Here is a 21,530-nt window from a genome sequence, read left to right as displayed (position 1 = left end):
AGTGGGAGTTTCATGGCGTTTCGTACATCAAGTGGTCGCTTTTTGGCGGGTCTTGCGCTGACCGGCTTTATGCTCGCCGTCGCCGGTTGCCAATCGGGCGACAACGGCATCCTGGATCTCGGCTTCGGCAAGAAAAAAGACCCGACCGCGCCGCCGCCCCCGCAGGACCCCAAGGTAATGGCCAGCCAGTTGCGGGCCTATTGCCCGAGAGTGACGGTTCGCGATGGTACGGCCTTCTTCAACACCTACGTCAACGAGGTGAAGAAACCCAAGCCGAAGCTCAAGAAGACCGGCGACGCCGAGGCGGATGCTGCTGCCCAGGCCGACGCTGACGCCGCCGCGGCGACGCCGCCCGACGATTCGGCAAGGATCATCTACCAGGCGTCGATTTCCGACGTGACCCGCGATTGCGCCAATGCCGACGGGCAACTGACGATGAAGATCGCGGTTGCCGGCAAGATCGTGCCGGGACCGAAGTTCACGCCAGGCACCATCACCATGCCGATCCGAACCGCGGTCATGCATGGCACCGACGTGCTTTATTCGCAGATTCACCAGTATCAGGTCCAGGTCACCGATCCTTCGGTCGCCACCCAGTTCGTCTTCACCGACAACAATGTTGTCGTGCCGGCACCGTCCGCGCAGGACTACCAGGCCTATGCCGGCTATGATGAAACCACGCCGAAGGCGACGACCGACAAGCCGAAGAAGAAGACCCACAGGAAAAAGGCCGCAGCGACGAACTGAGCTGAGCGGCTATTCCAGATGATGTGCGTCCGACCGGGCGCACCTGCTCAGGCGTCTTCAGACCATTCCGAAAGCGCCGCGATCACGCCTTTCAATTCGGCCCAGCGGCGAATGACCGTCTCGGCGCCGGCCTCGGTCAATGCGTCGGCATGGCCAGGATAGCTGTGGCTGGCGCCGGTAAAGCCGATCACGCGCATGCCGGCGGCCCTGGCGCCGGTCACGCCATGCACGGAATCCTCGATGACGAAGGTATGGGCCGGATTGGCGCCGAATTTTTCGGCGGCATAGAGGAACACATCGGGAGCCGGCTTGGTCTTTCCCGTCGGTGTCTCCATTGCCGAAAAGATGCGTCCGGCGAAGAACGGCAGCAGATGCACCTTCTCCAGCATGAACTCGATGCGCTCGGAGCGTGAGTTGGAGCAGATGCAGCGCTGCGCCGTGACGGAGGCGACCGCCTCCCGCACGCCTTCGATGGCGCGAACGTCGCTGCGCAGCTTGCGGTCGACCAGGTCCTCGGCGCGGTCGATCAGCGAGACCTGGAACGGGATTTTGGATTTTTCCTCGATCCGCATGAGGATGTCCTTGAAGGTCAGGCCGGCATAGGTCTCGGCAATCTCCTCCGCCGAGATTTCATAGCCGGCGAGCGTGATCAGTTCGGCCTCGACCCGCGCGGCGACGATTTCGGAATCGACGAGCACGCCGTCGCAATCGAAAATGACAAGATCTGGTTGGGGCATGGCAATCCGGACGATGGAGGATGAAATGGCCGTGAGCGGCTCAGGCGGCGCGGCATACACCAACGGGCACGGCTTCGCAAACTTCGCCACGGGATCGCTAAAGCTTCACCGAATATTTACGCTGATCGGTAACCATAACGGGGAGTAAACAGTAACGCGTGCCTTGGGTGTAAATATGTCAGCCGTGCGTCTTCTCGACGAGCTTTCCCACGCTCCCCAGCAATCCGAATGGTTGGACACCATCCTGAAGGGCGATTGCGTAGCGGCGCTCGACCGGCTGCCGGAAAAGTCGATCGACGTCATCTTTGCCGATCCGCCCTACAATCTGCAGCTCGACGGCGATCTGCACCGCCCCGACCAGTCCAAGGTCGACGCGGTTGACGACGACTGGGATCAGTTCGAGAGCTTTGAAGCCTATGACGCCTTCACCCGCGCCTGGCTGCTGGCGGCGCGCCGCGTGCTGAAGCCCAATGGCACGATCTGGGTCATCGGCTCTTACCACAACATCTTCCGGGTCGGCGCCAAGATGCAGGATCTCGGCTTCTGGATCCTCAACGACGTGGTCTGGCGCAAGACCAACCCGATGCCGAATTTCCGCGGCCGCCGCTTCCAGAACGCGCATGAGACGATGATCTGGGCCTCGCGCGACCAGAAGGGCAAGGGCTATACGTTCAACTACGAGGCGATGAAGGCGTCGAACGACGATGTCCAGATGCGCTCCGACTGGCTGTTCCCGATCTGCACCGGCGGCGAGCGCCTGAAGAACGACAATGGCGACAAGCTGCATCCGACGCAGAAGCCCGAGGCGCTGCTTGCCCGTATCATGATGGCCTCGACCAAGCCGGGCGACGTTGTCCTCGACCCGTTCTTCGGCTCCGGTACGACGGGCGCGGTCGCCAAGCGCCTGGGCCGTCATTTCGTCGGCATCGAGCGCGAGCAGGCCTATATCGACGCCGCCAATGAGCGCATCGACGCCGTGCGGCCGCTCGACGAAGCGGATCTGACCGTGCTCACCGGCAAACGCGCCGAGCCGCGTGTCGCCTTCGTCAGCCTGATCGATACCGGATTGATGACGCCGGGAGCCACGCTCTATGACGCCAAGAAGCGCTGGGCCGCCAAGGTGCGCGCCGACGGCACGGTGGCGATCGGCGACAGCGCCGGCTCGATCCACAAGATCGGCGCCGAGGTGCAGGGGTTGGACGCCTGCAATGGCTGGACCTTCTGGCACTATGAGCGCTCGGGCGGCCTGACCCCGATCGACGAACTGCGCCGCATCGCACGCCTTGGCATGGAGCGGGCAGGGGGCTGACCCCTGCCGCTTGCCTCATCTTTCGTTGAATCGAAATCTCAGCGGATCGCCGGAAGCGATTCGGTTCACGCCTTTATTCCGAACCGTTCAAGGTCTGCGCGAAGTGTCTTGGCATCGGTGAACAGCACCGATTGCCAGCCGGCGGCCCTGGCGCCGTCGACATTCTTCTGGCTGTCGTCGATGAACAGCGTCGCGGACGGTTCGAGGCCGAACGCGGCGACGTGATGGTCGTAGATTTCGCGGTCCGGCTTGATCTGACGGATATCGGCCGACACGGTCACGCCGCGCGGACGGTTGAGAAAATCGAAGCGCCGCCGGGCCTCGGCCAGCGTGTCGGAGGCGAAGTTGGTCAGCATGGTCACGTCGTGGCCGCTTTCGATCAGGCCGAGCATAATGGCGACGCTGTCCTCATAGGCGTGCGGCACCATGTCGTTCCAGTGGCGGCGGAAATTGCGGATGTTCTCAGTGTGCTCGGGATGATCCGCGATCAGCAGCGCCTCGGCTTCCTCCCAGGTCCGGCCGCGGTCCTGCTCGATGTTCCAGTCATGCGTGCAGACATTGTCGAAGAACCATTTTCGCTCTTCGGCATCGGGAATGAGGCGGCTGAACGGAATGTTGGGATCGTAGTGGATCAGCACGCGGCCAATGTCGAAAACGATGTGGCGGATTTCAGTCATGGGGCCTCTTTGCACTCTTTGGCAACGGCTTTTTCGTCGCGCCCGGTATCGCCGCTTCGATTGCCTTTTTCATGACAGTCGGCAGCGCTTCGCCGGAAACCTCGACGGCGGGCGACCAGAAATGCCTTTCCAGCACTTCACCTTTGGTGTGGGTGTGAAAGATTTCGAGTTCCAGGGCGAAATGGGTGAAGACATGCGTGATCGTCCCGGCGCGCCGCCAGTCACCCGCAAAGGGCGCCGCCGCCCGTGTCGTGGCGCCATCCATCCGCGCCGTCCAACCGGTGGTCGGTACTTCGGTCATGCCGCCGAGCAGGCCTTTCTCCGGCCGCTTGCGCAAAAGAATGGCGCCGTCATCGCGCACCGCCACGAAAGCCGCGCCGCGCCGTAGCGGCTTGTCGGCTTTCGGCAGCCGCACCGGGAAACGCTCCGGGTCGCCCGACAGGATCGCGCTGCAGCCCTCGCGCAGCGGGCACAGCATGCAGCTTGGCCGGCGCGGCGTGCAGATCGTGGCGCCGAGATCCATCATCGCCTGGGCGAAGTCGCCTGGCCGCTTCGCCGGCACCATGCGCTCGACATAGGCCCGTATCTCGGGCTTGGCCTCGGTCAACGGCGTCGTGATCGAAAACAACCGGGTCACCACCCGCTCGACATTGCCGTCGACGACGGCTGCGGGCCTGTCGAAGGCGATCGCGGCGATTGCCGCCGACGTATAGGCGCCGATCCCGGGCAATTCCCTCAGGCCGGTCTCGGTGTCGGGAAACCGGCCGCCGCGGCTGGCGACAAGATCGGCGCAGGCCTTGAGGTTGCGCGCGCGGGAATAATAGCCGAGCCCGGCCCAGGCCTTCATCACGTCCTCAATCGGCGCCGCGGCCAGTGCCATGACATCGGGCCATTTCTCGACAAAGGCGCGAAAATAGGACTTCACCGCCTCGACGGTGGTCTGCTGCAGCATCACCTCGGACAGCCAGATGCGGTAGGGATCGGGTTGCGCACCGCGGGCATGGTCACGCGGGCTCACGCGCCACGGCAATTCGCGATGGTGCGCGTCATACCAGGCGAGCAGGCGTGACGCGGTGTCGTCTGGGATGGCCTTGCGGGTCTGGTCTGCTGGTGCCATTGATCTTGCGTTGGCCTGGCCGGTATCTGCTGGGTCGTGGCTGGAGAACGCACATGGCAGGGAAAAGGCCCTTCGGCAATCCCGTTCCGGTGAGCGATCTCGCCACCGAGATCCTCGATCCGGTGCTGCGCAAGCGGGCGGGCATCTCGATTGGCCTCGTCCAGTCCTGGGAGGAGATCGCCGGGCCACGCCTCGCCAACCACTCGCGGCCGGAGAAAATCCAATGGCCGCGCCGTCTCCACGAGGACGATCCGTTCGAACCGGCCGTGCTGGTGATCGCCTGCGAGGGCATGGCCGCGCTGCACCTGCAGCACGAGACCGGCGAGATCATCAACCGGGTGAACGCTTTCCTGGGCTTCACCGCGATAGGCCGCATCAGGATCGTACAGAAGCCTGTTACTTCAGGTAAAGCCCGGCCCAAGCCTGTCCTCAGGGCACTGAGCGAGGCCGAAAAAGCGAAATTGTCCAATACTGTCGGGCTGATCGAGGATGACGGGCTGCGCGCCTCGCTGGAAAGGCTGGGTGCGACAATTCTGGGCGGGAGGAAAGCTTAGTTCTCACTGGAAAGAGTCACAGGATTGTCGTTAATCTCGCGCATTCGTGATCACCCTTGTCAGGTTTCGCGATTGGATTGGGGACAGGGATGCCTTAATTCGCGCCAACTCTCGCTTTTTCGTGCCTTTGCATTGCAAAATCCAACCCTTATCAGGTGATTCGTATGAGCCGTCCTCCGTTTGGCCAAAGCTTCTCTCGCAGAAACGTCCTGACTTCGCTGGCCGCCATCCCGGCGGTGGCCCTGCTCGCCGCTTGCAGCGATTCCGGCGAAGAGGCCAAGGCGGCGGACGTCAAGCCCGCGAATCCGGCAACGCCCCCAAAGCCGGCCACGCCTGCCGCGGTCCAGGTGCCGGAAGCGCAGGGCACGGTGGACATGGCCGAACTGCTGAAGCCGGGCGCGCTGCCCGACAAGCAGCTCGGCAAGGATGACGCCAAGGTCACCATCGTCGAATACGCCTCGATGACCTGCCCGCATTGCGCGCATTTTGCCGAGACCACCTTCCCGGATTTGAAGACCAAGTACATCGATACGGGCAAGGCCCGTTACATCCTGCGCGAATTCCCGTTCGACCCAAGCGCCGAAGCCGGCTTCATGCTGGCGCGTTGCGCCAAGGACAACTATTTCCCCATGGTCGACGTGCTGTTCCGGCAGCAGGCGAACTGGGTCGGCGTGTCCAACACCAAGGATGCCCTGCTGCAAATCTCGAAGCTTGCCGGTTTTACACAGGAGTCGTTCGAGGCCTGCTTGACGGACCAGAAACTTCTGGACGATGTGAGATCGGTTCAGAAGCGCGGCGCCGATGAATTCAAGGTCGACTCGACACCGACCTTCTTCATCAACGGTAAGACCTACAAAGGGGCGATGTCGATTGAGGAAATGTCGGCCATCATCGACCCGCTGCTCTGACATCAGGTCAGCGCTGAAGCGGCAGCGTTTCGGCGCTCGCCTTTACGGGGCGCGTGAATGAAGTTTTCGCGCCTCCGCCTCCTCGGTTTCAAGTCCTTCGTCGAGCCCGGCGAGTTCGTCATCGAACGCGGGCTGACGGGTATTGTCGGGCCTAATGGCTGCGGCAAGTCGAACCTTGTCGAGGCGCTGCGCTGGGTGATGGGCGAAAGCTCCTACAAGAACATGCGTGCGTCCGGCATGGACGACGTGATCTTTTCCGGCTCGGGCACGCGCCCTGCCCGTAACACCGCCGAGGTCACGCTGTTCCTCGACAACAGCGACCGCTCGGCTCCATCGGCCTTCAACGATGCCGACGAATTGCAGGTGTCGCGCCGCATCGAGCGCGAAGCGGGCTCGCTCTACCGCATCAACGGCAAGGAAGCGCGCGCCAAGGACGTGCAGCTTCTGTTCGCCGACCAGTCGACCGGCGCGCGCTCGCCGTCGATGGTCGGGCAGGGCCGCATTGGCGAACTGATCCAGGCCAAGCCCCAGGCGCGCCGAGCCCTGCTCGAAGAGGCGGCCGGTATTTCCGGCCTGCATACCCGACGCCACGAGGCGGAACTGCGGCTGAAGGCGGCCGAGCAGAACCTCGAACGGCTCGACGATGTCGTCGGTGAACTGGAAAGCCAGATCGAAAGCCTGAAGCGCCAGGCGCGCCAGGCTTCCCGCTTCAAGAACCTCTCGGCCGACATCCGCAAGGCCGAAGCAACGTTGCTCCATCTGCGCTGGACGCTGGCCAAGACGCAGGAAGGTGAGGCGCGCTCGGCGCTGGCTGGCGCCACGGCGCTCGTCGGTGACCGCGCCGCCACGCAGATGAACGCGGCCAAGGAGCAGGCCATCTCCGCCCATCGCCTGCCCGACCTGCGCGACGCGGAGGCCGCGGCCGCCGCGGCCTTCCAGCGGCTGTCGATCGCCAGGTCCCAGATCGAGGAAGAGGCCGGCCGCATCCGGACCCGCCAGGCCGAACTCGAGCGCCGGTTGCAGCAGCTCGACGGCGACATCGCTCGCGAAGAGCGGATGGTGCGCGACAATGCCGACGTTCTCGAGCGCCTGCGCGCGGAAGAGGCCGCGCTGAACTCCGAAAACGCCGGCGCCGCCGAGCGCGAGGCCACCACCCGCGCCGCATTCGAACAAGCCGCCTCGACGCTTGGGCAGAGCGAAGCCAGGCTTGCCGCGCTGACCGCGGAGCGGGCCGAGGCCGCCGCCTCGCGCCATCAGATCGAACGGACTTTGCGCGAAACCGCCGAGCGGCGCGACCGCTTCGCCCGCCAGCTTGCCGATGTCGATCGGGAATTGTCCGACATCCTTGCCAAGATCGCCGGCCTGCCCGATCCGGCGGAGAAACGGGTCCTGGTCGAACAGGCGCTGGCACTGCTGGAAGAGTCCGAGGCCGCCGTGGCGCAGGCCGAGCAGTCGGTCATCGACGCCCGTGGCGCCGAAAGTGCCGCCCGCCCGCCGCTTCAGGATGCCAGGGCGGAACTGGCGCGGATCGAGACCGAAGCCCGGACCCTTGCGAAGATCCTGAACGCGGCCAGCGGCGACCTCTTTCCTTCCGTGCTGGAACAGATCAGCGTCGAGCGCGGCTTCGAGACGGCTCTGGGTGCCGCCCTGGGCGAAGATCTCGACGTGCCGCTCGACCGCAGCGCGCCCGTCCATTGGGGCGAGAGCGGTATCCAGCCAGGCGACGCCGCGCTCCCGGAAGGTATCAAAAGCCTCGCCAGCGTGGTTCGCGCGCCGGCGCAGCTTGCCCGCCGTCTGGCGCAGATCGGCATTGTCGAAGCCGCTGACGGCCGCCGGTTGCAGGGGTCTCTGGCTCCCGGCCAGCGCCTGGTCAGCCGCGAGGGCGCGCTGTGGCGGTGGGACGGCCTGACTGCCAGCGCCGATGCGCCGACCGCCGCCGCGCAGCGGCTGGCCCAGAAGAACCGGCTTGCCGAACTCGATGCCGAGGCGGTGCAGGCGACGCTCGTCCTGCGCCGGGCCGAGGAAGCGCTGGCTGAGGCCGAGCAGGCGCTCCGTCTGGCGAGCGAGGCTGAACGCAGCACACGCCAGGCCGGACGCGACGCCCAGCATAGGCTGGACGCGGCCCGCAATGCACTGGCGGAGGCAGAGAAGGCTGGCGGCGAATTGTCCAGCCGGCGTGCCGCGCTGGACGAGGCGCGCGCCCGCATCGTCGACAGCCATGAGGAGACTTCGGCGGCTTTCGTCGAGGCCGAGATGTTGCTGCAGGACGCTCCCGATCTCGGCGACCTGCAATTGCAGCTCGAGCAGTCCTCGGCCAATGTAGCCCGGGATCGAGCCGCCTTGGCCGATGCGCGCGCCGTACATGAAGGGCTGCGGCGCGAGGCCGATGCGAGAACGCGCCGGCTGGACGCCATCGGCGCCGAGCGCAGCAACTGGCTGGTGCGTGCCGAGAACGCCTCGACACAGATCGCATCGCTCGGCGAACGCAAGGCCGAGGCCGAGGCCGAGCGCGAACGGCTGGCCGATGCGCCCGACGAGATCGACGCCAAGCGCCGTGCGCTGCTGTCGCAGCTCACTGAAGCCGAAACCTTGCGCAGGGCGGCCGCCGACCGTCTGCAGGAAGCGGAGAACAGGCAGGCAGAGCTGGACAAGGCGGCCACATCGGCCATCCAGTCTCTGGCCGAAGCGCGCGAGACCCGCGCTCGCGCCGAGGAGCGGCTGACAGCAGCGGACGAGCGCCGGCTGGAGGTCGAGGCGCGTATTCAGGAAACGCTGAACACGCCGCCGCACCTGGTCATCCGCCACACCGGCCTTGAAGCCGACGATCCGATGCCCGAAATGGCAGAGATCGAGCGCCAGCTCGACCGCTTGAAGATCGAACGTGAGCGGCTCGGCGCCGTCAATTTGCGCGCCGAGGAAGAGCAGAGGGAGCTTTCGGAGCGCCTCGAGACGATCGTGTCGGAGCGCGAGGACATCATCGAAGCGATCCGCAAGCTCAGGCAGGCGATCCAGAGCCTCAACCGTGAAGGCCGCGAGCGGCTGCTGGCCGCCTTCGACGTGGTCAACAGCCATTTCCAGCGGCTGTTCTCGCATCTGTTCGGTGGCGGCACGGCCGAATTGCAGCTTATCGAATCCGAGGATCCGCTCGAAGCCGGGCTTGAAATTCTTGCCCGTCCGCCCGGCAAGAAGCCTCAGACCATGACGCTGCTCTCCGGCGGCGAGCAGGCGCTGACCGCGATGTCGCTGATCTTTGCCGTGTTCCTGACCAACCCGGCGCCGATCTGCGTGCTTGACGAAGTCGATGCGCCGCTCGACGACCACAATGTCGAGCGCTTCTGCAATCTGATGGACGAAATGTCGAAGACCACCGAGACGCGCTTTGTCATCATCACGCACAATCCGATCACCATGGCGCGCATGGACCGACTGTTCGGCGTGACCATGGCCGAGCAGGGTGTCAGCCAACTCGTTTCGGTCGACCTGCAGGCTGCCGAGGCCATGCGCGAGGCAAGCTGAGGGCATTCGGACCCGGAAGTCTTCAGCCGGCTTGGTCGTGTCTGTGAGAATGCTGCTTGGCGGAGGCCCAGACGAAATAGATCCAGCCCAGTTTCAGCACGGGCACCCTGCGATCCCGCTCGCGATCTCGCAGTTCGCGGTAGGACTTCAGCTTCAGCGTGCCGCGGGGCAATCTGATTCGCAGTGCCATGACGGCGTCAGTATACGCAGATTTGCCGATCTCACAAAGTGTCAGTGAAAGTCGTTCTGCTCCACGTCCGGGTGTTTGGATGGCCGGTCGGAAATCGTGGCCGGCCACCAGATGATAAAATACTTGCCGACCTGCCAGACCGGAACCTCGCGCTTCTGCTCGCGGCGGCGCAATTCATGGTGTTGCTTCAATTTCAACGTGCCGCCTGGAAGCCTGATTTTCAGGGTCATCGTGTTTCTTGTGCCGTCAATTCGTCGATTTGGTTATCTCAATTCCTGCGCCGCCAGACCCAGCTCGCGCACGCTGCCGCCAGCAGGCCGAAAGCCATGCCGATGCAATCGGCGATCCAGTCGAACACGTCGAGATCGCGGTCGATCAGCGACGTGCCCTGGAGGATTTCGATCGCGGCACCGACCAGGGCGAGGAAGACGATCAGCCTTGCCCTGCGACCGGGCCAGCCCAGATATCCCAGAAACGCCAGGACGGCGAAGGCGCTGGCGTGGTTGGCCTTGTCGTAGTGGAAGCCGATATCGATGCCGAATTCCTGCAGCCGGGATATCGGCAGCAGCGCCAGCACCAGCACGGCAAGCAGCGTGGCGACAAAAGCAATCCGCTCGGCGGCTGAGAAAAACTTCATTCTGCTCCACGGTCCGCGTCGGTGCGCCAGTCTTTGAAGCCGGCTCGGGGATATTGGTGGGGTGGCAATATCCAAAGTCCGGGACAGACTGGCGTCGTGCAACCACGATTGCATCAGCCGTGTCTGAAATGCAACGAGCCACCTCGTCGCCATCTGAAGATACAAAGACGCCGCTCATTTTGCCTGCGCAGGACACATCTGTCAGCCATTGCCGATTGAGCGCCCGGATTTTCCCGGATTCTGGGAAGGTCGTTGTCCCGCAAAGCGGGTTCTGCTTCTTCCGCGCAAGGCTAAGCTCCGGTCATGGAAGGGAGCCTGACCATGACAGACGTAGATACCGGGATTTCTGGCCCGTCAGAGGTACGGGCCGGCATGGTACCGCAGCCAAGACTTCACGCCAGTCCATCGGGGCAGGGCGCGTGCGGACGTATCTGCGCATCGTGCCCGATGCGCGGCGCTGGCTGCCCCTCGACCGGCCTCGACCCTGCCGCGGCGGAGCGCGCGATCAAGTGAAGAGATGCGGCAAGGGCGGCGCCACAAAAATGCGCCGCCCCGCCAGATCGGGTATCAGGCCGCGAGCCAGGCCCTGGTGAAATCCTGTTCATAGGCCTGGTGCATGCGATAGCCCATCAAGGCGGGTTTCATATGGCAGAACAGCTTGCGCCAATAGGGCTGGACGATGATGCCGGACTCCTGCAGCATCACCTGCAACTCCCTCATCACGGCGCGCCGCTGATCGGGATCGGCGATGGCATTGGCCTTGTGAACCTTGGCATCGAACTCTGCATCCGCAAAGCCGGTTTCGTTCCAGGCCGAGCCGCTCTGATAGGCAAGGGCATAGGTCTGGATGCCGAGCGGGCGGGCATTCCAGTTGGTCGTGGCGAAGGGATACTTCGTCCAGTCGTTCCAGAACGCCGATTCCGGGATGACGGTACGCTTTACCTTGAAGCCGGCGTCACGCATCTGCTGGGCGACGACGTCGGAGCTTTCCTTCCGGTAGTCGGCCTCGACCGAGATCAGGTCGAACTCGAAATCGAGCTGGCCGGCTTCCTCCAGCAATGCCTTGGCCCGGGCCGGATCGCGCTTGATCGGCGGCAGGTCGGCATGTTCTGGATGCATCGGGCCGACGTGATCGTTCTGCGCCACGATGCCCATGCCGTTGGCGCCCAGTTGCAGCACCGCCTCGTTGTCGACGGCAAGCTGGATGGCATTGCGCACGCGCTTGTCGTCATAAGGCTTGGCGTTGACGTTGCAGCGCGAGACGATGGTGGCGGCGGTGACGATCTCGCTCTTCTTCAGGCCCAACCCATCGAGCATGGCGACGTCATAGGATTGCGTCTGGCCATTGAGGTCGATCTCGCCGGATTCGAACGCCGAGACGGTGGCGGCGGAATCGGTGCCGTAGTCGATCCAGTCGATACCGTCCAGGAACACCTCGCCGCCCCACCAGGACCCGTCCGGCCGCCTGCGCACGGAAGCGGCGACACCGACGTCGAGCTTCTCAAGTTGGAAGGGACCGGTCGAAATCGGCTTGGCGGACAGGGCCGCTTCTTTCGGATTGAAGCTGCGATGCACGATCAGCGCCGGATAGTCGGTCATCGCCGGAATGATGGTGATGTCGGGCTGCGCCAGTGTCAGCACCACGGTGTGGTCGTCGCGAACCGTGATGGCGCCGGCGCGGGCGGCCTTGGTTTCGGGATCGATCAGCGCGCCCATGCGCCCGGCCATCGAATTGCCGGCGGCGTCCTTCTCGCACCAGCGCGTGATGTTGAAGGCGACGTCGGCGGCGGTGAAATCGTCGCCGTTCGACCATTTCACGCCTGGGCGCACCTTGAGCACATATTCGGTGGCATCCGCATTGATTTCCCAGCTTTGCAAAAGCACCGGCGCGAAGGTGAAATCGGGCTTCCAGCGCACCAGCGGTTCGAGAAACTGCATGGCGATGTTGCCCATCTGGGAGACCTTGAAGCTGCGTGGATCCTCCAGCTCCATCACTTGCATGGCGACGCGCACGATGCCGCCTTTCCTGGGCTGGGTCGCTTCATCGGCCAGCGCGGGAACCGGCTGGCCGATCAGCCCGTAGGCGACCGCCGTGCTGGCGCCGAAGGCACTGGCGAGCGCCAGGAATTCGCGGCGGCTGAGCGCGCCGCTTCTGGCTCCCCGCGCAAGGGCGTCGATCGCGGGATGAAGAGGCCTGGATGTCATATCATGTCTCCCATTGTTGATTTTACGTCCAAATTCGGTGCAATGCCCTTGCCGCGAATGCGCTGGGCACGGTCTTTTGTTGGCAGCCGCGAGTGGTCAAGCCGATGCGGCGAGGGGGAACCAGGATGAATCTTCTGACCGCCATGCGGGTGTTCGATCGGGTTTGCCTGCTGGGCAGCCTCTCGGCGGCGGCGCGCGATCTCAACATGTCGACGACGGCGGTCAGCCGAACGATCAAGGAGCTGGAAGAGGATCTCGGCGTGCGCCTCATCAACCGCACGACCCGGCGCCTCAGCCTCACCGAAGCGGGACGCGACTATGCTCCGCGCGCCCGCAGCCTGCTGGATGACATTTCCGAACTGCAGGATTCGACGCGCGGCCTGCACAAGGAGACGCGCGGCCTGATCCGGGTTTCCTGCTCCAATGTCCTTGGCCACACGCGCATCACCAAGCTCGTGCCGAAGTTCCTCGATGAGAACCCGCTGACCACAATCGAATTCGATCTGACGGCACGCTATGTCGTCGGCATCGTCGAGGAGGGTTACGACGTTGCCATCCGCTTCGGCGGCCAGGCGGATTCGGCCCTTATCGCGCGGCGCCTGGGCGAGGTCCGCAACTATGTCTGCGCCACGCCGGATTACTGGGACAGAAAGGGCCGGCCGACCCATCCGGACCAACTCGCAAATCATTCGTGTGTCCTGAGCAATTTCGCCAAGCGGCTCGGCACGTGGCCCTTCATGGGCCCCGACGGGCCTTTTGACGCGGCGATCGGCGGGCGCATCTCGACCAACAGCGTCGAAGCCGCCTATCAGATGACGATCGCTGGCTTCGGTATCGGCAATCTGCCGAGCCTGTTGGTCGATGCGGCGATCGGCGATGGACGGCTGGAGGTGCAGCTCGATGAGTTTCGCCCGGATTCCAGCCCGATCTATGCTCTCTATCCGCACCGGACCTATATCGCGGCCAAGGTGCGCGCCTTCGTCGATTTCCTGATCCGCGAACTGTCGGCGGATTTCACAACCTGACGCGGAGGCCACGGATAGCCTGACGACGCCAGTGAGGGCCCGGCGCGAACGCCAGGCCCCCTTTGCCCCCAACGGCAAACCCGGCGGTGTCATTTCCACCATGCGGTGTTGTCGTACGTCGGTCCCGGCTCCTCGAAGAGCTTCTCGTATTTGCAGAGCGCCGGCGTTTCGCCGAGCGGTACCGAGGCACCATCCTTGAACGCCCATTCGCCACGTTGTGTCGAATCGGCCCGTACATAGCTGGAGAGGGCAAAGGCGCGGTCGTGCTGCGACAGGTTGGGCGAGGAGCCGTGCACGGTAAGCAGCCCCCACATCGCAAGGTCGCCCGGTTCCAGCACCAGCGGAACGATCGTCGCCGGATCGATGCCGACCTTGCGCAATTCCTCCTCCGCGGTCAGCCCCTTCATCAGTTCACCCTTGCCCTCGTCGGACAGGCCGAGATAGCCGAGTTTGTGACTGCCTGGCACGACCTGGAGGCAACCATTGTCGAGCGTCGCCCGGTCGACCGCGAGGCCTGTCGTCACCGTCGCGTCGGCGACATTGTCGAAGGCGGCCTGGTTGCGGAAGCGCAGGTCCTGATGGAAACGGTAACCCGTGACATTGGCGCCGGGCGGCTTCCAGTGCAGTTGCTGGGCGATCTGCTTGATGTCACGGCCAATCAGGCCTTCGAGCAGTTTCAGATAGTTGGGGTTGCGCCGGAATTCCTCGAAATAGGAATTGATCCAGGAGAACCAGTAGGCTTGCAGCACATAGCGCTGGCCGAAATCCGACTCGGGCAGGATCTGGAAGTTGAGGTTGCCGTACCGGAAAGTGGCATGATGCTTGAGCCCTTCGGCATAGACGGCATCGGTTTCCTTCTTCAGCCGGATCATTTCGTCGCCATCGACGAATTGTCGAACGACCGCATATCCTTCCTCGCGGTACTGCTCCACCGCCTCGCGCGCCTGCTTGTCCGTCAGCATATCCCTGGGAATCCCTGTCTGATGATCTCCAGGGATGGTAGCGAAGGGATCGCGGGCGATAAGCCACGCATTGTGGCATCGACTTTCCCGATTATCGCAAAAATCGTGGCAAGCCGAACCAGTCCTGGAAGGGGTCAGGGACCGTCAGTTCGAGGCGCGTTGGATACGCGACAGTTCAAAGCCGCCTTCGCCAGACAAGCTCTCTTCCGCCGGCCGGAACATGTCCTCGAAGTCCAGTTCCTGCTCGAAAACCACGCCCCCGACGGTCACCGCCAGAATCTCCTCGGCGCCCTGAGGGGCAAAATAGACCTGCGACACACCCGCACGGATACGCTCGCCAACCGTTCTGGCCTCGGCCTCGCTCGTTCCGGGAAGGAAGACACCGAACATGGATGCGCCTATGCGGCCGATGACGTCTTGCGAGCGCACGCAAGACCGTATGCTTGAGGCTATGAGGCGCAAGGCCTCGTCGCCCCAACTCAGGCCGAAGCGCAAGTTGATGGCGTTCAGATGTTGCGGATGAATGACCAGGAAGGCGCCGGATCGCCTGCCCGCAGGGGAACCCTCGATCGCGCGCCGCTCGATCAGCGACGTGAAAACCTTGCCGTTCAGGCAACCGGTCAGCGTATCGAAGGTGGCGGCCCTGTTGAGTTCGCGCCTGTAACGACTGACCTCGGCCAGTTTCAGGCCTATGAACACAAAAAGCGGCAGGCAGATCACCACCGGCAAAAGCGTTGCGGTGATCACCCCGCGCCCGAAAGGTGTCAGCGTCTCGCTGAACAGAAGCAGATAATTCACGGCCAGGGACATGGCCAGGCTGACGACGGTTCCAAGGAAGGCCAGCCAGGCTATCGCTTTCCATTCGTGACGGGCCGGGACATCAACTGCTGTATTGCTCATGGTCGATCTCCGTTCGATCGCCAAGCATAAGACCGGCAAATTAGGATTTAGGTTTCGAAGAACAATACAATTTGAGGCGTCGGAATAGATCGCCCGGCTCATTGCAGGAAAGACGGACCGAAGATTCCCATTTCCGCCGTCCTGGCCGTAGCTTCTGCCTTGCCATAGATGCCGCCCGGCAAGGCCAGCGCCCAACCATTCGATACGAGCCAGGCGCCGACATCCTGCTTGCCCAGCCTGCACGTCGCCGCGACCGGGAAGCGGTCGACCGCCGGAGGCACGAAACAGTTCAGCGCCCGCCCGCGCATCCAGTTGTTGAAAGCCGCGCGCGCCCGCTGTCCGCAAGGCCAGGCAATGTCGTGAAACCTGCAGATCCTGTCCGTCTCGACGCTTTGGGTGCCGCTGATGAACAGTTTTCGCCCCATCGCTTCGAAACCAGCCGACGAGGTTGCCACAGGGCGGTAGAGCAGCGTTTCGCGCCAATCCTTGGGCATCGCCGACTTGGGGCGAGACGCCAGGCCGAGGTCGCCGAGGGGTAAACGAGGTTCCACCCGCTCCATCTCGGTCCCGTCGATCTGCGGCGGCGCGATGAGATCCTCGGCGATCTTGCGGGCTGAATTGACGATCGATCGAACCGGATGTTGCGCGACGTCATCGCTGACATCAGGCGTGGGGTCGGTGACGGCCCGCTCGACGGGGAACAGGGCCGCTGCCTTGGCCAGCAGCAGGATGCCGACGAGAAGCTCGAGGCCTGCCACCGCGATCATCATGCGAAGGCGCCCCGTTTGTCCCATCAGGCCGCCCGCGCCCGATTGGCTAGAAGCTGGATGTCGATTTGGCAACCAGTTTAAGCGCACCTTTTTCAACCCGGTAAAACGGCATCGAGCGTTCGCTGGATCCATCCGCGCGGAACCTGAACAAGCCGGTCGATCCGCGAAATCCGCTCGGATTCTCGAAAACCTGCCTGTTGAAGCCGGTAGGTCCGGCAGCGCTCGCGATCCCCGCGGTCAGGGCGACCATGTCATAGGCATAAGCGACATTGACGTCGGCCTGGTGGTTGTAACTTGCCTTGAAACGATCCGAAATCGGACCTGTTTCGTGTTGGTCGAGCGTCGCGATATAGGCGCCTTCGAAAAGGGGAGTGATCGGGTGCTCCAGCCAGCGGTTCGTGCCGACCACGGAGGTCGATTTTCCCGGAATGCCTTTTGCCTTCAGGGCGATCAGGATTGGCGAGGGATTGCCGTCGCCGCTGGCGACGATGACGGCGTCGGGAGCGTCCACCAGAGAACCCATGTCCGCCACCGCCTTTGCCGCGCTGTCGGCGCTCGTGTAAGGTATGGTGATGGCCAGGGCGGCTCCGTAAATGCTGAGGCTGTTGGCGACCCGCTTTGCGACAGCATCGGCATTGGCACCTGCCGGCACCAGCAGCACGAACTTCCTGCCGCCCTTGGCCGCGATCGCGCCGGCGCCTGCCGCCGCACTGTCGGCTTCGGTAAGGCAGACCGCATAGACACCCGGTCCGCCGGCAAAATTGTCGGCGAGGGCCAGGACCACAGGGCGATTCGAGCCCGACAGTCTGGCCACGTGCTGCGCCGCCGGCAGTTCGGTCGGACCGATCACCACTTTCGCTCCTGAAGTTATGGCCTTTACCGTCAGTTGCTGGGAATAGGCGGCGTCTCCCCTCGTGTCCTCTACGGTAAGCGTCAGCAACGGATTGCCCAGATCCGTCATGGCAAGCTTGGCGGCATCCAGCATCTTTCTGCCGTTCTCGCCTGTGGATCCGGGGGCGGACAGCGGCAGCAGCATGGCGATCCGCGCAGGGCCCGTGCCGAAGGTCTGCGTGGCCTGGCCCGGGCCGGCGGCCGCGACGCCGGGCTGCTGAGCGCCGGCGGCGATGGCGGCCGGGTCGAGCGCATCGGAGACCGAGCCGCCCGATTGACAGCCGAACAACGCCACGGCCAGCCCACAGGCCGCGGCCCATGTCCACGGACCATGGCGGACCTTTCGGTCACATGTCATCCTCGCCCCCAACCTCTGTCCGCGGCCCGCGCCGCTGACATGTCCTTCCCGGCTTCTTTCTCGACATACTTCGCGGCGATTCTGCGTCTCATCTGGCGGTCTTGTTCAGTCACGAAACAGCTGAGCCCGGAGTGTTCTGATCCGTCTGGCCTGATCCGGTTCTCGATAGTCGGCGCATTTCATGTAACGCGGACCGGGCACGAAAAACCTGCGCACACAGACACGCCTTGCCCCTGCCGCGCTGGCTCCCGGGTCCTGCGAAAGAGCCGAATAGCCGAATGTCGCCACCGGCAACGGCCCGGCCACCTCCAGGCCCTCCCTTGCCAGAATGGCCCTGGCGCGTTGGCAATAGCGTACGGAAAGCACCGAGAAACGGGTCTCGCTGTGCCCGGCGCGATATTTCATCACGGTCGTGCACAGGTCACCGCCGGCAAGCTTGTTGGCCAGCGCCAGATACTCGACGCCGAGCGCGATATTGGTCGCGGGCGCACCAAGATCCTCGAGCGAACCGCGAAAGCCGAGCATGCGGGCGGTCGCCGGCATGACCTGCATCAATCCGACCTCTCCGTCGCCTCCGCGTGCATCGGGATCGAAGCCGCTTTCAATCTCGATCACGGCATGCGCCAGCGTCGGTTCAAGGCCGTAGATCGACGCCTGACAGGTCGCGAACGCCTTGTAGGTCTCGCGCGACCACGCGGATGCGGCGCTGCAGCGTGTTGGCGGCGCCGCGATAGCTGAAGGTGCCTGTTCGACGGCAGGCTGGTCGAATTCCCTGGCCAGACCTGCCGGCATCAGCCAACCTGTCAGCGCAATCGCGCCAGCGAGCACGGCGAGCGGTGCGCGATCGCATATCATCGGACCTGCCGGCGCGCGCTCGCTCCGCGGTCAGTTCATGTACTCGACCATGCGGTCGTGAAAACACTCGCACTTGTTGAGATAGTCCTCGTCGCGATAGTTGGTCTTGAGATAGCCATAGGCCTTGCCGCAAGCGACCTTGGCTTCAGAAGCCCAGACGAAGACCGGCCGGGACGAGTTGATCCATTCCGGGCTACTGGCGACGGCGCTGGACTCATCCATCAGCTTTACGACCTGCTTCGTGAGGTCGACCGTGTTTTCGGTCAGCACGAGGTTGGATGTCCCAACGGTGCGGCAATAGTCTGCCGTCGAACCGCCTATGATGTCGGCGGCATAGCCGGCGGAGCCGGCTGTCAACAACAGAGCCGTTGCCGAAACCAGCAGTTTTGCAACAGTCTTCATACTGAACTCCCCTCGGTATCTCTAATAAACCTTCGACTAATATATATCATGATGATCCCGGTGGCGCACCATGCTCCTAGACCAGATTTGCCGTCGTCGTATGGGTCGTCGTTCCATCGTCGTAGAGCAGGGTGATCGTATTGGTCACCGGGTTGTTCTGGAACGTCGCCACATCCACGAAAGCGGCACCGTTGGCCGTTCCGTCGGCATCCACACTCAAGGTCTTCGTCGAGGCGTCGTAATTCACGAAGTCGGCGACGTTGCCGGCTCCGGTCTTGAACAGCGACGTCAGGTCGATCACGTCGCCGTCACCGCCGACGCCACTATAGTCGCTGATCAGATCCTTGATATCGAGATGCTCGAGCTTGAACGTGTCGGCTCCAGTGCCGCCGGTGAGTGTATCCTGCCCCGACCCGCCGACCAGCAGATCGTTGCCGCCACCGCCATTGAGCGTGTCGTTGCCCGAGCCGCCATAAAGCGCGTCGTTCCCGGTGTCGCCAAACAGGATGTCGATTCCGCGCCCGCCGGCGAGCAGATCGGCCTGTCCCGGAAGGCCGGTCAAGATATCGTTGCCGTCTTCGCCAAACAGCGCGATTTCCGTGAGCGTGGTCGTGTGCGTATCGGCGCTGGCCGTTCCTTGCCACGTGCTGGCATCGGGTGACAGGTGCGCCGTCACCGAGCTGGCGATCAGATCGCCGTCACCATCCGTTGCATTGACCGGGATCGTGATGTCGAAAGGCGTGACGGCGTTGGCGGTCGTATAGGTGACCGGTCCCAGCTTGAAGTCATTGGAGCCGGTATTGGCCGCAATCTCGATCGCGCTGAACGGATCGGAATTGGCGATCACGGTAAAGGTATCGCCTTGCGCCATGCCGGTTATGGTCCAGGTCCCGTCGCCATTGTTCGTGGCCGTCGGAGCAGCGCCACCGGAACCGTTGACGACCGTAACCGAGGCACCGAGCGCCGTGCTTTCGCCGGAAGCATCGCCTATGTAGGTGTTGTCATAGTCGGCGTTGACCGGGCGGATCGTAATCGAAACCAGTCCTGGCCCCGAGACATTGCCGATCGCCTGGGTATAGCTGGCCACCTCATAGTGATCCGTATAGTGGGTTCCGGCTCCGGTACCGCCGGGCGTTCCCGCGATGGTGCCGTCGGTCGTTGCATTGCTGACGAAATCAAAACGGATCTTTTCGCCGGGAGCGATGCTGTTGCCGCCATCGACACCCCAACTACCCGTGCTCGTATTCACGGAATTGGGGCTGTTGGCGGTTGCCAGCAGGTCACTTGTCGAGCCGATGGAGTCCAGGACGATTGCCTGGCTGTTGGCGCCGCTGGGCGAGAAATTCGCCGTGTTGAACTGGTTGCCGGCAAACATCGTCGCTGCCTCGGTGAAGGTCCAGCTGTCCGTCGCCGGGTTCAGGGTCGCCGTGAAAGCGAGGTCGCTGCCGTTGGCGGCCGAGGTCCGCCCCTCCACCGTGTGCGTGTCGACGATATGGAAGAACACCTGCTCGCCATTCAGGAATATGTTTGTAGTGCCTGATGTGACGGCTGCACCCTCGGTCACGTTGAACACGACATTGCCGACGCCGTCGGCGCCGGCGCTGGCGGCGAAGTTGAGGTTTTCCGTCAGCGCGGTATGCGTGGTGTTCTCCACGAAGATGCCGTCGGGCCTGAACGGCAGCGGAGCGTCGTCCAGCACGGTCAGGTTGACCGCGCCGGAAACATGATCGCCGCTGGTGTCCGTCGCCACCACCTGGAGGCCGTTGATGGTGATGTTGCCGGAGCCTGCGGCATGCTGGAGCTGATCGGTCAGCGTCGCGGTCACCACCGGCGTCAGTGAGCTGTTGGCGCCGGCGCTGGTGTTCGACAGCGACAGGTAGATTGCCGGGCCGAGGTTGGTGACACCTTGCATCAACGTGCCGACAAGCTCGCCACCGACCTTCGCCCAGCTGATCGTGTAGCCGGCGGCCAGACCATTGACCACCGGCGCGGTCCAGCTCGGATCCCCGCCGGTCGGGTTGGCGAACGCAACGGTGATGGCTTCGCCGGTGGAGGTGAAGGTGATGCCGGTGTTTGCCTGGGTCGTTTCGCCGCGACTGCCAGGGTTGGTGCCGGTCACGACGCCGGCGTGGAGATCGGCGGGCGCCGTGGCGTCGAGTGTGGTGTCGAGCGCGGCCTCGTTCAAGGTCAGCGCCACTGTTCCGCCGCCCGACGGCACGGTGTTGGTCTGCACGTTGAGCGTTACCGTCGCGGTCGACGTGTCGCCATCGCCGTCCTTGATCGTGTAGGTGAAGGAGTCGGTGCCGACATAGACGCCCGTCGGCGTGTAGGTGAACGTTCCATTGTTGTTGTAGGTAACCGTGCCATGGGCGCCGTTCGTTGCGGTCACCTGGCCTGGCGTTGGAGCATTGTCCGTATCGACGCCGTCGGCACCGAACTTGTCGTTGGCGAGCAGTCCGGTGAGGACGGTCGGGCCGGTGATGGTCGGGACCCAGGTGTCATTGACGGCCACCGGGACATCGTCGTCGATGACGACGGTGAAGGCGGTTGTCGCGGTCGAGCCGTCGGCGTCGGTGACGGTTGCGGTGACGGTGAACGGGGCGGTGTTGTCCTCGGTGCCGCTGACGGTGTGCTGGACCGGCTGCAGCAGGGTCATTGTGTAGTCGGCGCCGGTGTTGCCGACATTGCTGACGGCGATGGTGAACACCTGGTTGGCGGCAAGGTTTGGATCGGTGCCATGGACGTAGCCGATCAGCTGGCTGCCGATCCA

At 63.6% G+C, this 21,530-nt stretch carries 20 protein-coding genes; 6 read left to right on the top strand and 14 right to left on the bottom strand.

The window, feature by feature from the left end:
- Positions 1-12 precede the first annotated feature (12 nt).
- Complete coding sequence (locus FJ967_RS20290; RefSeq protein WP_140733607.1) at positions 13-747, top strand: hypothetical protein; 735 nt, start codon at positions 13-15, stop codon at positions 745-747.
- A 47-nt stretch (positions 748-794) separates the two neighbouring features.
- Here the strand turns inward: FJ967_RS20290 and FJ967_RS20285 are convergent, their stop codons facing one another.
- Positions 795-1,484 (bottom strand): HAD family phosphatase, encoded by a 690-nt coding sequence (locus tag FJ967_RS20285; RefSeq protein WP_140733606.1) that lies wholly within the window; start codon positions 1,482-1,484, stop codon positions 795-797.
- Positions 1,485-1,659: 175 nt separating this feature from the next.
- Between FJ967_RS20285 and FJ967_RS20280 the strand changes: the two genes are divergently transcribed.
- The gene (locus FJ967_RS20280; RefSeq protein WP_140733605.1) at positions 1,660-2,793 is read left to right on the top strand and encodes a site-specific DNA-methyltransferase; all 1,134 of its coding nucleotides are present in this window, start codon (positions 1,660-1,662) and stop codon (positions 2,791-2,793) included.
- Between the two features lie 65 nt (positions 2,794-2,858).
- Here FJ967_RS20280 and FJ967_RS20275 read toward each other — a convergent pair whose 3' ends face one another.
- On the bottom strand, positions 2,859-3,470 hold the full coding sequence (locus FJ967_RS20275; protein ID WP_140733604.1) for an HAD family phosphatase: 612 nt from the start codon (positions 3,468-3,470) through the stop codon (positions 2,859-2,861).
- The gene (gene mutY, locus FJ967_RS20270; RefSeq protein WP_140733603.1) at positions 3,463-4,587 is read right to left on the bottom strand and encodes an A/G-specific adenine glycosylase; all 1,125 of its coding nucleotides are present in this window, start codon (positions 4,585-4,587) and stop codon (positions 3,463-3,465) included. The genes FJ967_RS20275 and mutY overlap by 8 nt, the downstream gene beginning before the upstream one ends.
- A 53-nt stretch (positions 4,588-4,640) precedes the next feature.
- Here mutY and FJ967_RS20265 point away from each other — a divergent pair, with 53 nt between their 5' ends.
- The 3 genes from FJ967_RS20265 (at position 4,641) to smc (ending at position 9,565) form a co-directional block, all read left to right on the top strand.
- Complete coding sequence (locus FJ967_RS20265; RefSeq protein ID WP_140733602.1) at positions 4,641-5,141, top strand: DUF721 domain-containing protein; 501 nt, start codon at positions 4,641-4,643, stop codon at positions 5,139-5,141.
- Between the two features lie 164 nt (positions 5,142-5,305).
- Entirely contained in the window at positions 5,306-6,049 is a 744-nt protein-coding gene (locus tag FJ967_RS20260) for a DsbA family protein (protein ID WP_140733601.1), read from the top strand.
- Positions 6,050-6,106: 57 nt separating this feature from the next.
- Positions 6,107-9,565, top strand: coding sequence for a chromosome segregation protein SMC (gene smc / locus FJ967_RS20255; RefSeq protein ID WP_140733600.1), 3,459 nt, complete (start codon positions 6,107-6,109; stop codon positions 9,563-9,565).
- A gap of 22 nt (positions 9,566-9,587) precedes the next feature.
- On the opposite strand, the gene FJ967_RS33450 is transcribed toward smc, so the two are convergent.
- The 4 genes from FJ967_RS33450 to FJ967_RS20240 all read right to left on the bottom strand — a co-directional run bounded on the left by FJ967_RS33450 (position 9,588) and on the right by FJ967_RS20240 (position 12,597).
- Complete coding sequence (locus FJ967_RS33450) at positions 9,588-9,755, bottom strand: hypothetical protein (RefSeq protein ID WP_181176029.1); 168 nt, start codon at positions 9,753-9,755, stop codon at positions 9,588-9,590.
- Positions 9,756-9,796: 41 nt separating this feature from the next.
- On the bottom strand, positions 9,797-9,985 hold the full coding sequence (locus tag FJ967_RS20250) for a hypothetical protein (RefSeq protein WP_140733599.1): 189 nt from the start codon (positions 9,983-9,985) through the stop codon (positions 9,797-9,799).
- A 38-nt stretch (positions 9,986-10,023) separates the two neighbouring features.
- Positions 10,024-10,392 carry a VanZ family protein gene (locus FJ967_RS20245; protein WP_140733598.1) on the bottom strand — a complete coding sequence of 123 codons (369 nt, stop codon included), beginning with the start codon at positions 10,390-10,392 and terminating at the stop codon, positions 10,024-10,026.
- 567 nt (positions 10,393-10,959) lie between these two features.
- On the bottom strand, positions 10,960-12,597 hold the full coding sequence (locus tag FJ967_RS20240) for an ABC transporter substrate-binding protein (RefSeq protein ID WP_140733597.1): 1,638 nt from the start codon (positions 12,595-12,597) through the stop codon (positions 10,960-10,962).
- A 125-nt stretch (positions 12,598-12,722) separates the two neighbouring features.
- Here FJ967_RS20240 and FJ967_RS20235 point away from each other — a divergent pair, with 125 nt between their 5' ends.
- Positions 12,723-13,622, top strand: coding sequence for a LysR family transcriptional regulator (locus FJ967_RS20235; RefSeq protein ID WP_140733596.1), 900 nt, complete (start codon positions 12,723-12,725; stop codon positions 13,620-13,622).
- An 89-nt stretch (positions 13,623-13,711) separates the two neighbouring features.
- Here FJ967_RS20235 and FJ967_RS20230 read toward each other — a convergent pair whose 3' ends face one another.
- The 7 genes from FJ967_RS20230 to FJ967_RS33995 form a co-directional block, all read right to left on the bottom strand.
- Complete coding sequence (locus tag FJ967_RS20230; RefSeq protein ID WP_181176027.1) at positions 13,712-14,584, bottom strand: phytanoyl-CoA dioxygenase family protein; 873 nt, start codon at positions 14,582-14,584, stop codon at positions 13,712-13,714.
- 144 nt (positions 14,585-14,728) lie between these two features.
- Positions 14,729-15,484: a GGDEF domain-containing protein gene (locus FJ967_RS20225; RefSeq protein WP_140733595.1), complete on the bottom strand. Its 756-nt coding sequence runs from the start codon at positions 15,482-15,484 to the stop codon at positions 14,729-14,731.
- Between the two features lie 98 nt (positions 15,485-15,582).
- Positions 15,583-16,341 carry a thermonuclease family protein gene (locus FJ967_RS20220; protein WP_246675329.1) on the bottom strand — a complete coding sequence of 253 codons (759 nt, stop codon included), beginning with the start codon at positions 16,339-16,341 and terminating at the stop codon, positions 15,583-15,585.
- On the bottom strand, positions 16,301-17,503 hold the full coding sequence (locus tag FJ967_RS20215) for an ABC transporter substrate-binding protein (protein ID WP_140733594.1): 1,203 nt from the start codon (positions 17,501-17,503) through the stop codon (positions 16,301-16,303). Before FJ967_RS20215 ends, FJ967_RS20220 begins: the two co-directional genes overlap by 41 nt.
- Before the next feature lie 105 nt (positions 17,504-17,608).
- On the bottom strand, positions 17,609-18,358 hold the full coding sequence (locus FJ967_RS20210) for a transglycosylase SLT domain-containing protein (protein WP_140733593.1): 750 nt from the start codon (positions 18,356-18,358) through the stop codon (positions 17,609-17,611).
- A gap of 30 nt (positions 18,359-18,388) precedes the next feature.
- Complete coding sequence (locus FJ967_RS20205; protein ID WP_140733592.1) at positions 18,389-18,760, bottom strand: hypothetical protein; 372 nt, start codon at positions 18,758-18,760, stop codon at positions 18,389-18,391.
- 76 nt (positions 18,761-18,836) lie between these two features.
- The coding region (locus tag FJ967_RS33995; protein WP_140733591.1) for an Ig-like domain-containing protein at positions 18,837-21,530 on the bottom strand (2,694 nt) is incomplete at its 5' end.

This window comes from Mesorhizobium sp. B2-3-4 (genome assembly GCF_006442315.1).
Taxonomy (GTDB): domain Bacteria; phylum Pseudomonadota; class Alphaproteobacteria; order Rhizobiales; family Rhizobiaceae; genus Mesorhizobium.
The sequence above is the reverse complement of the archived record's forward strand: the minus strand, read 5'-3'. Positions and strand labels throughout refer to the sequence as shown.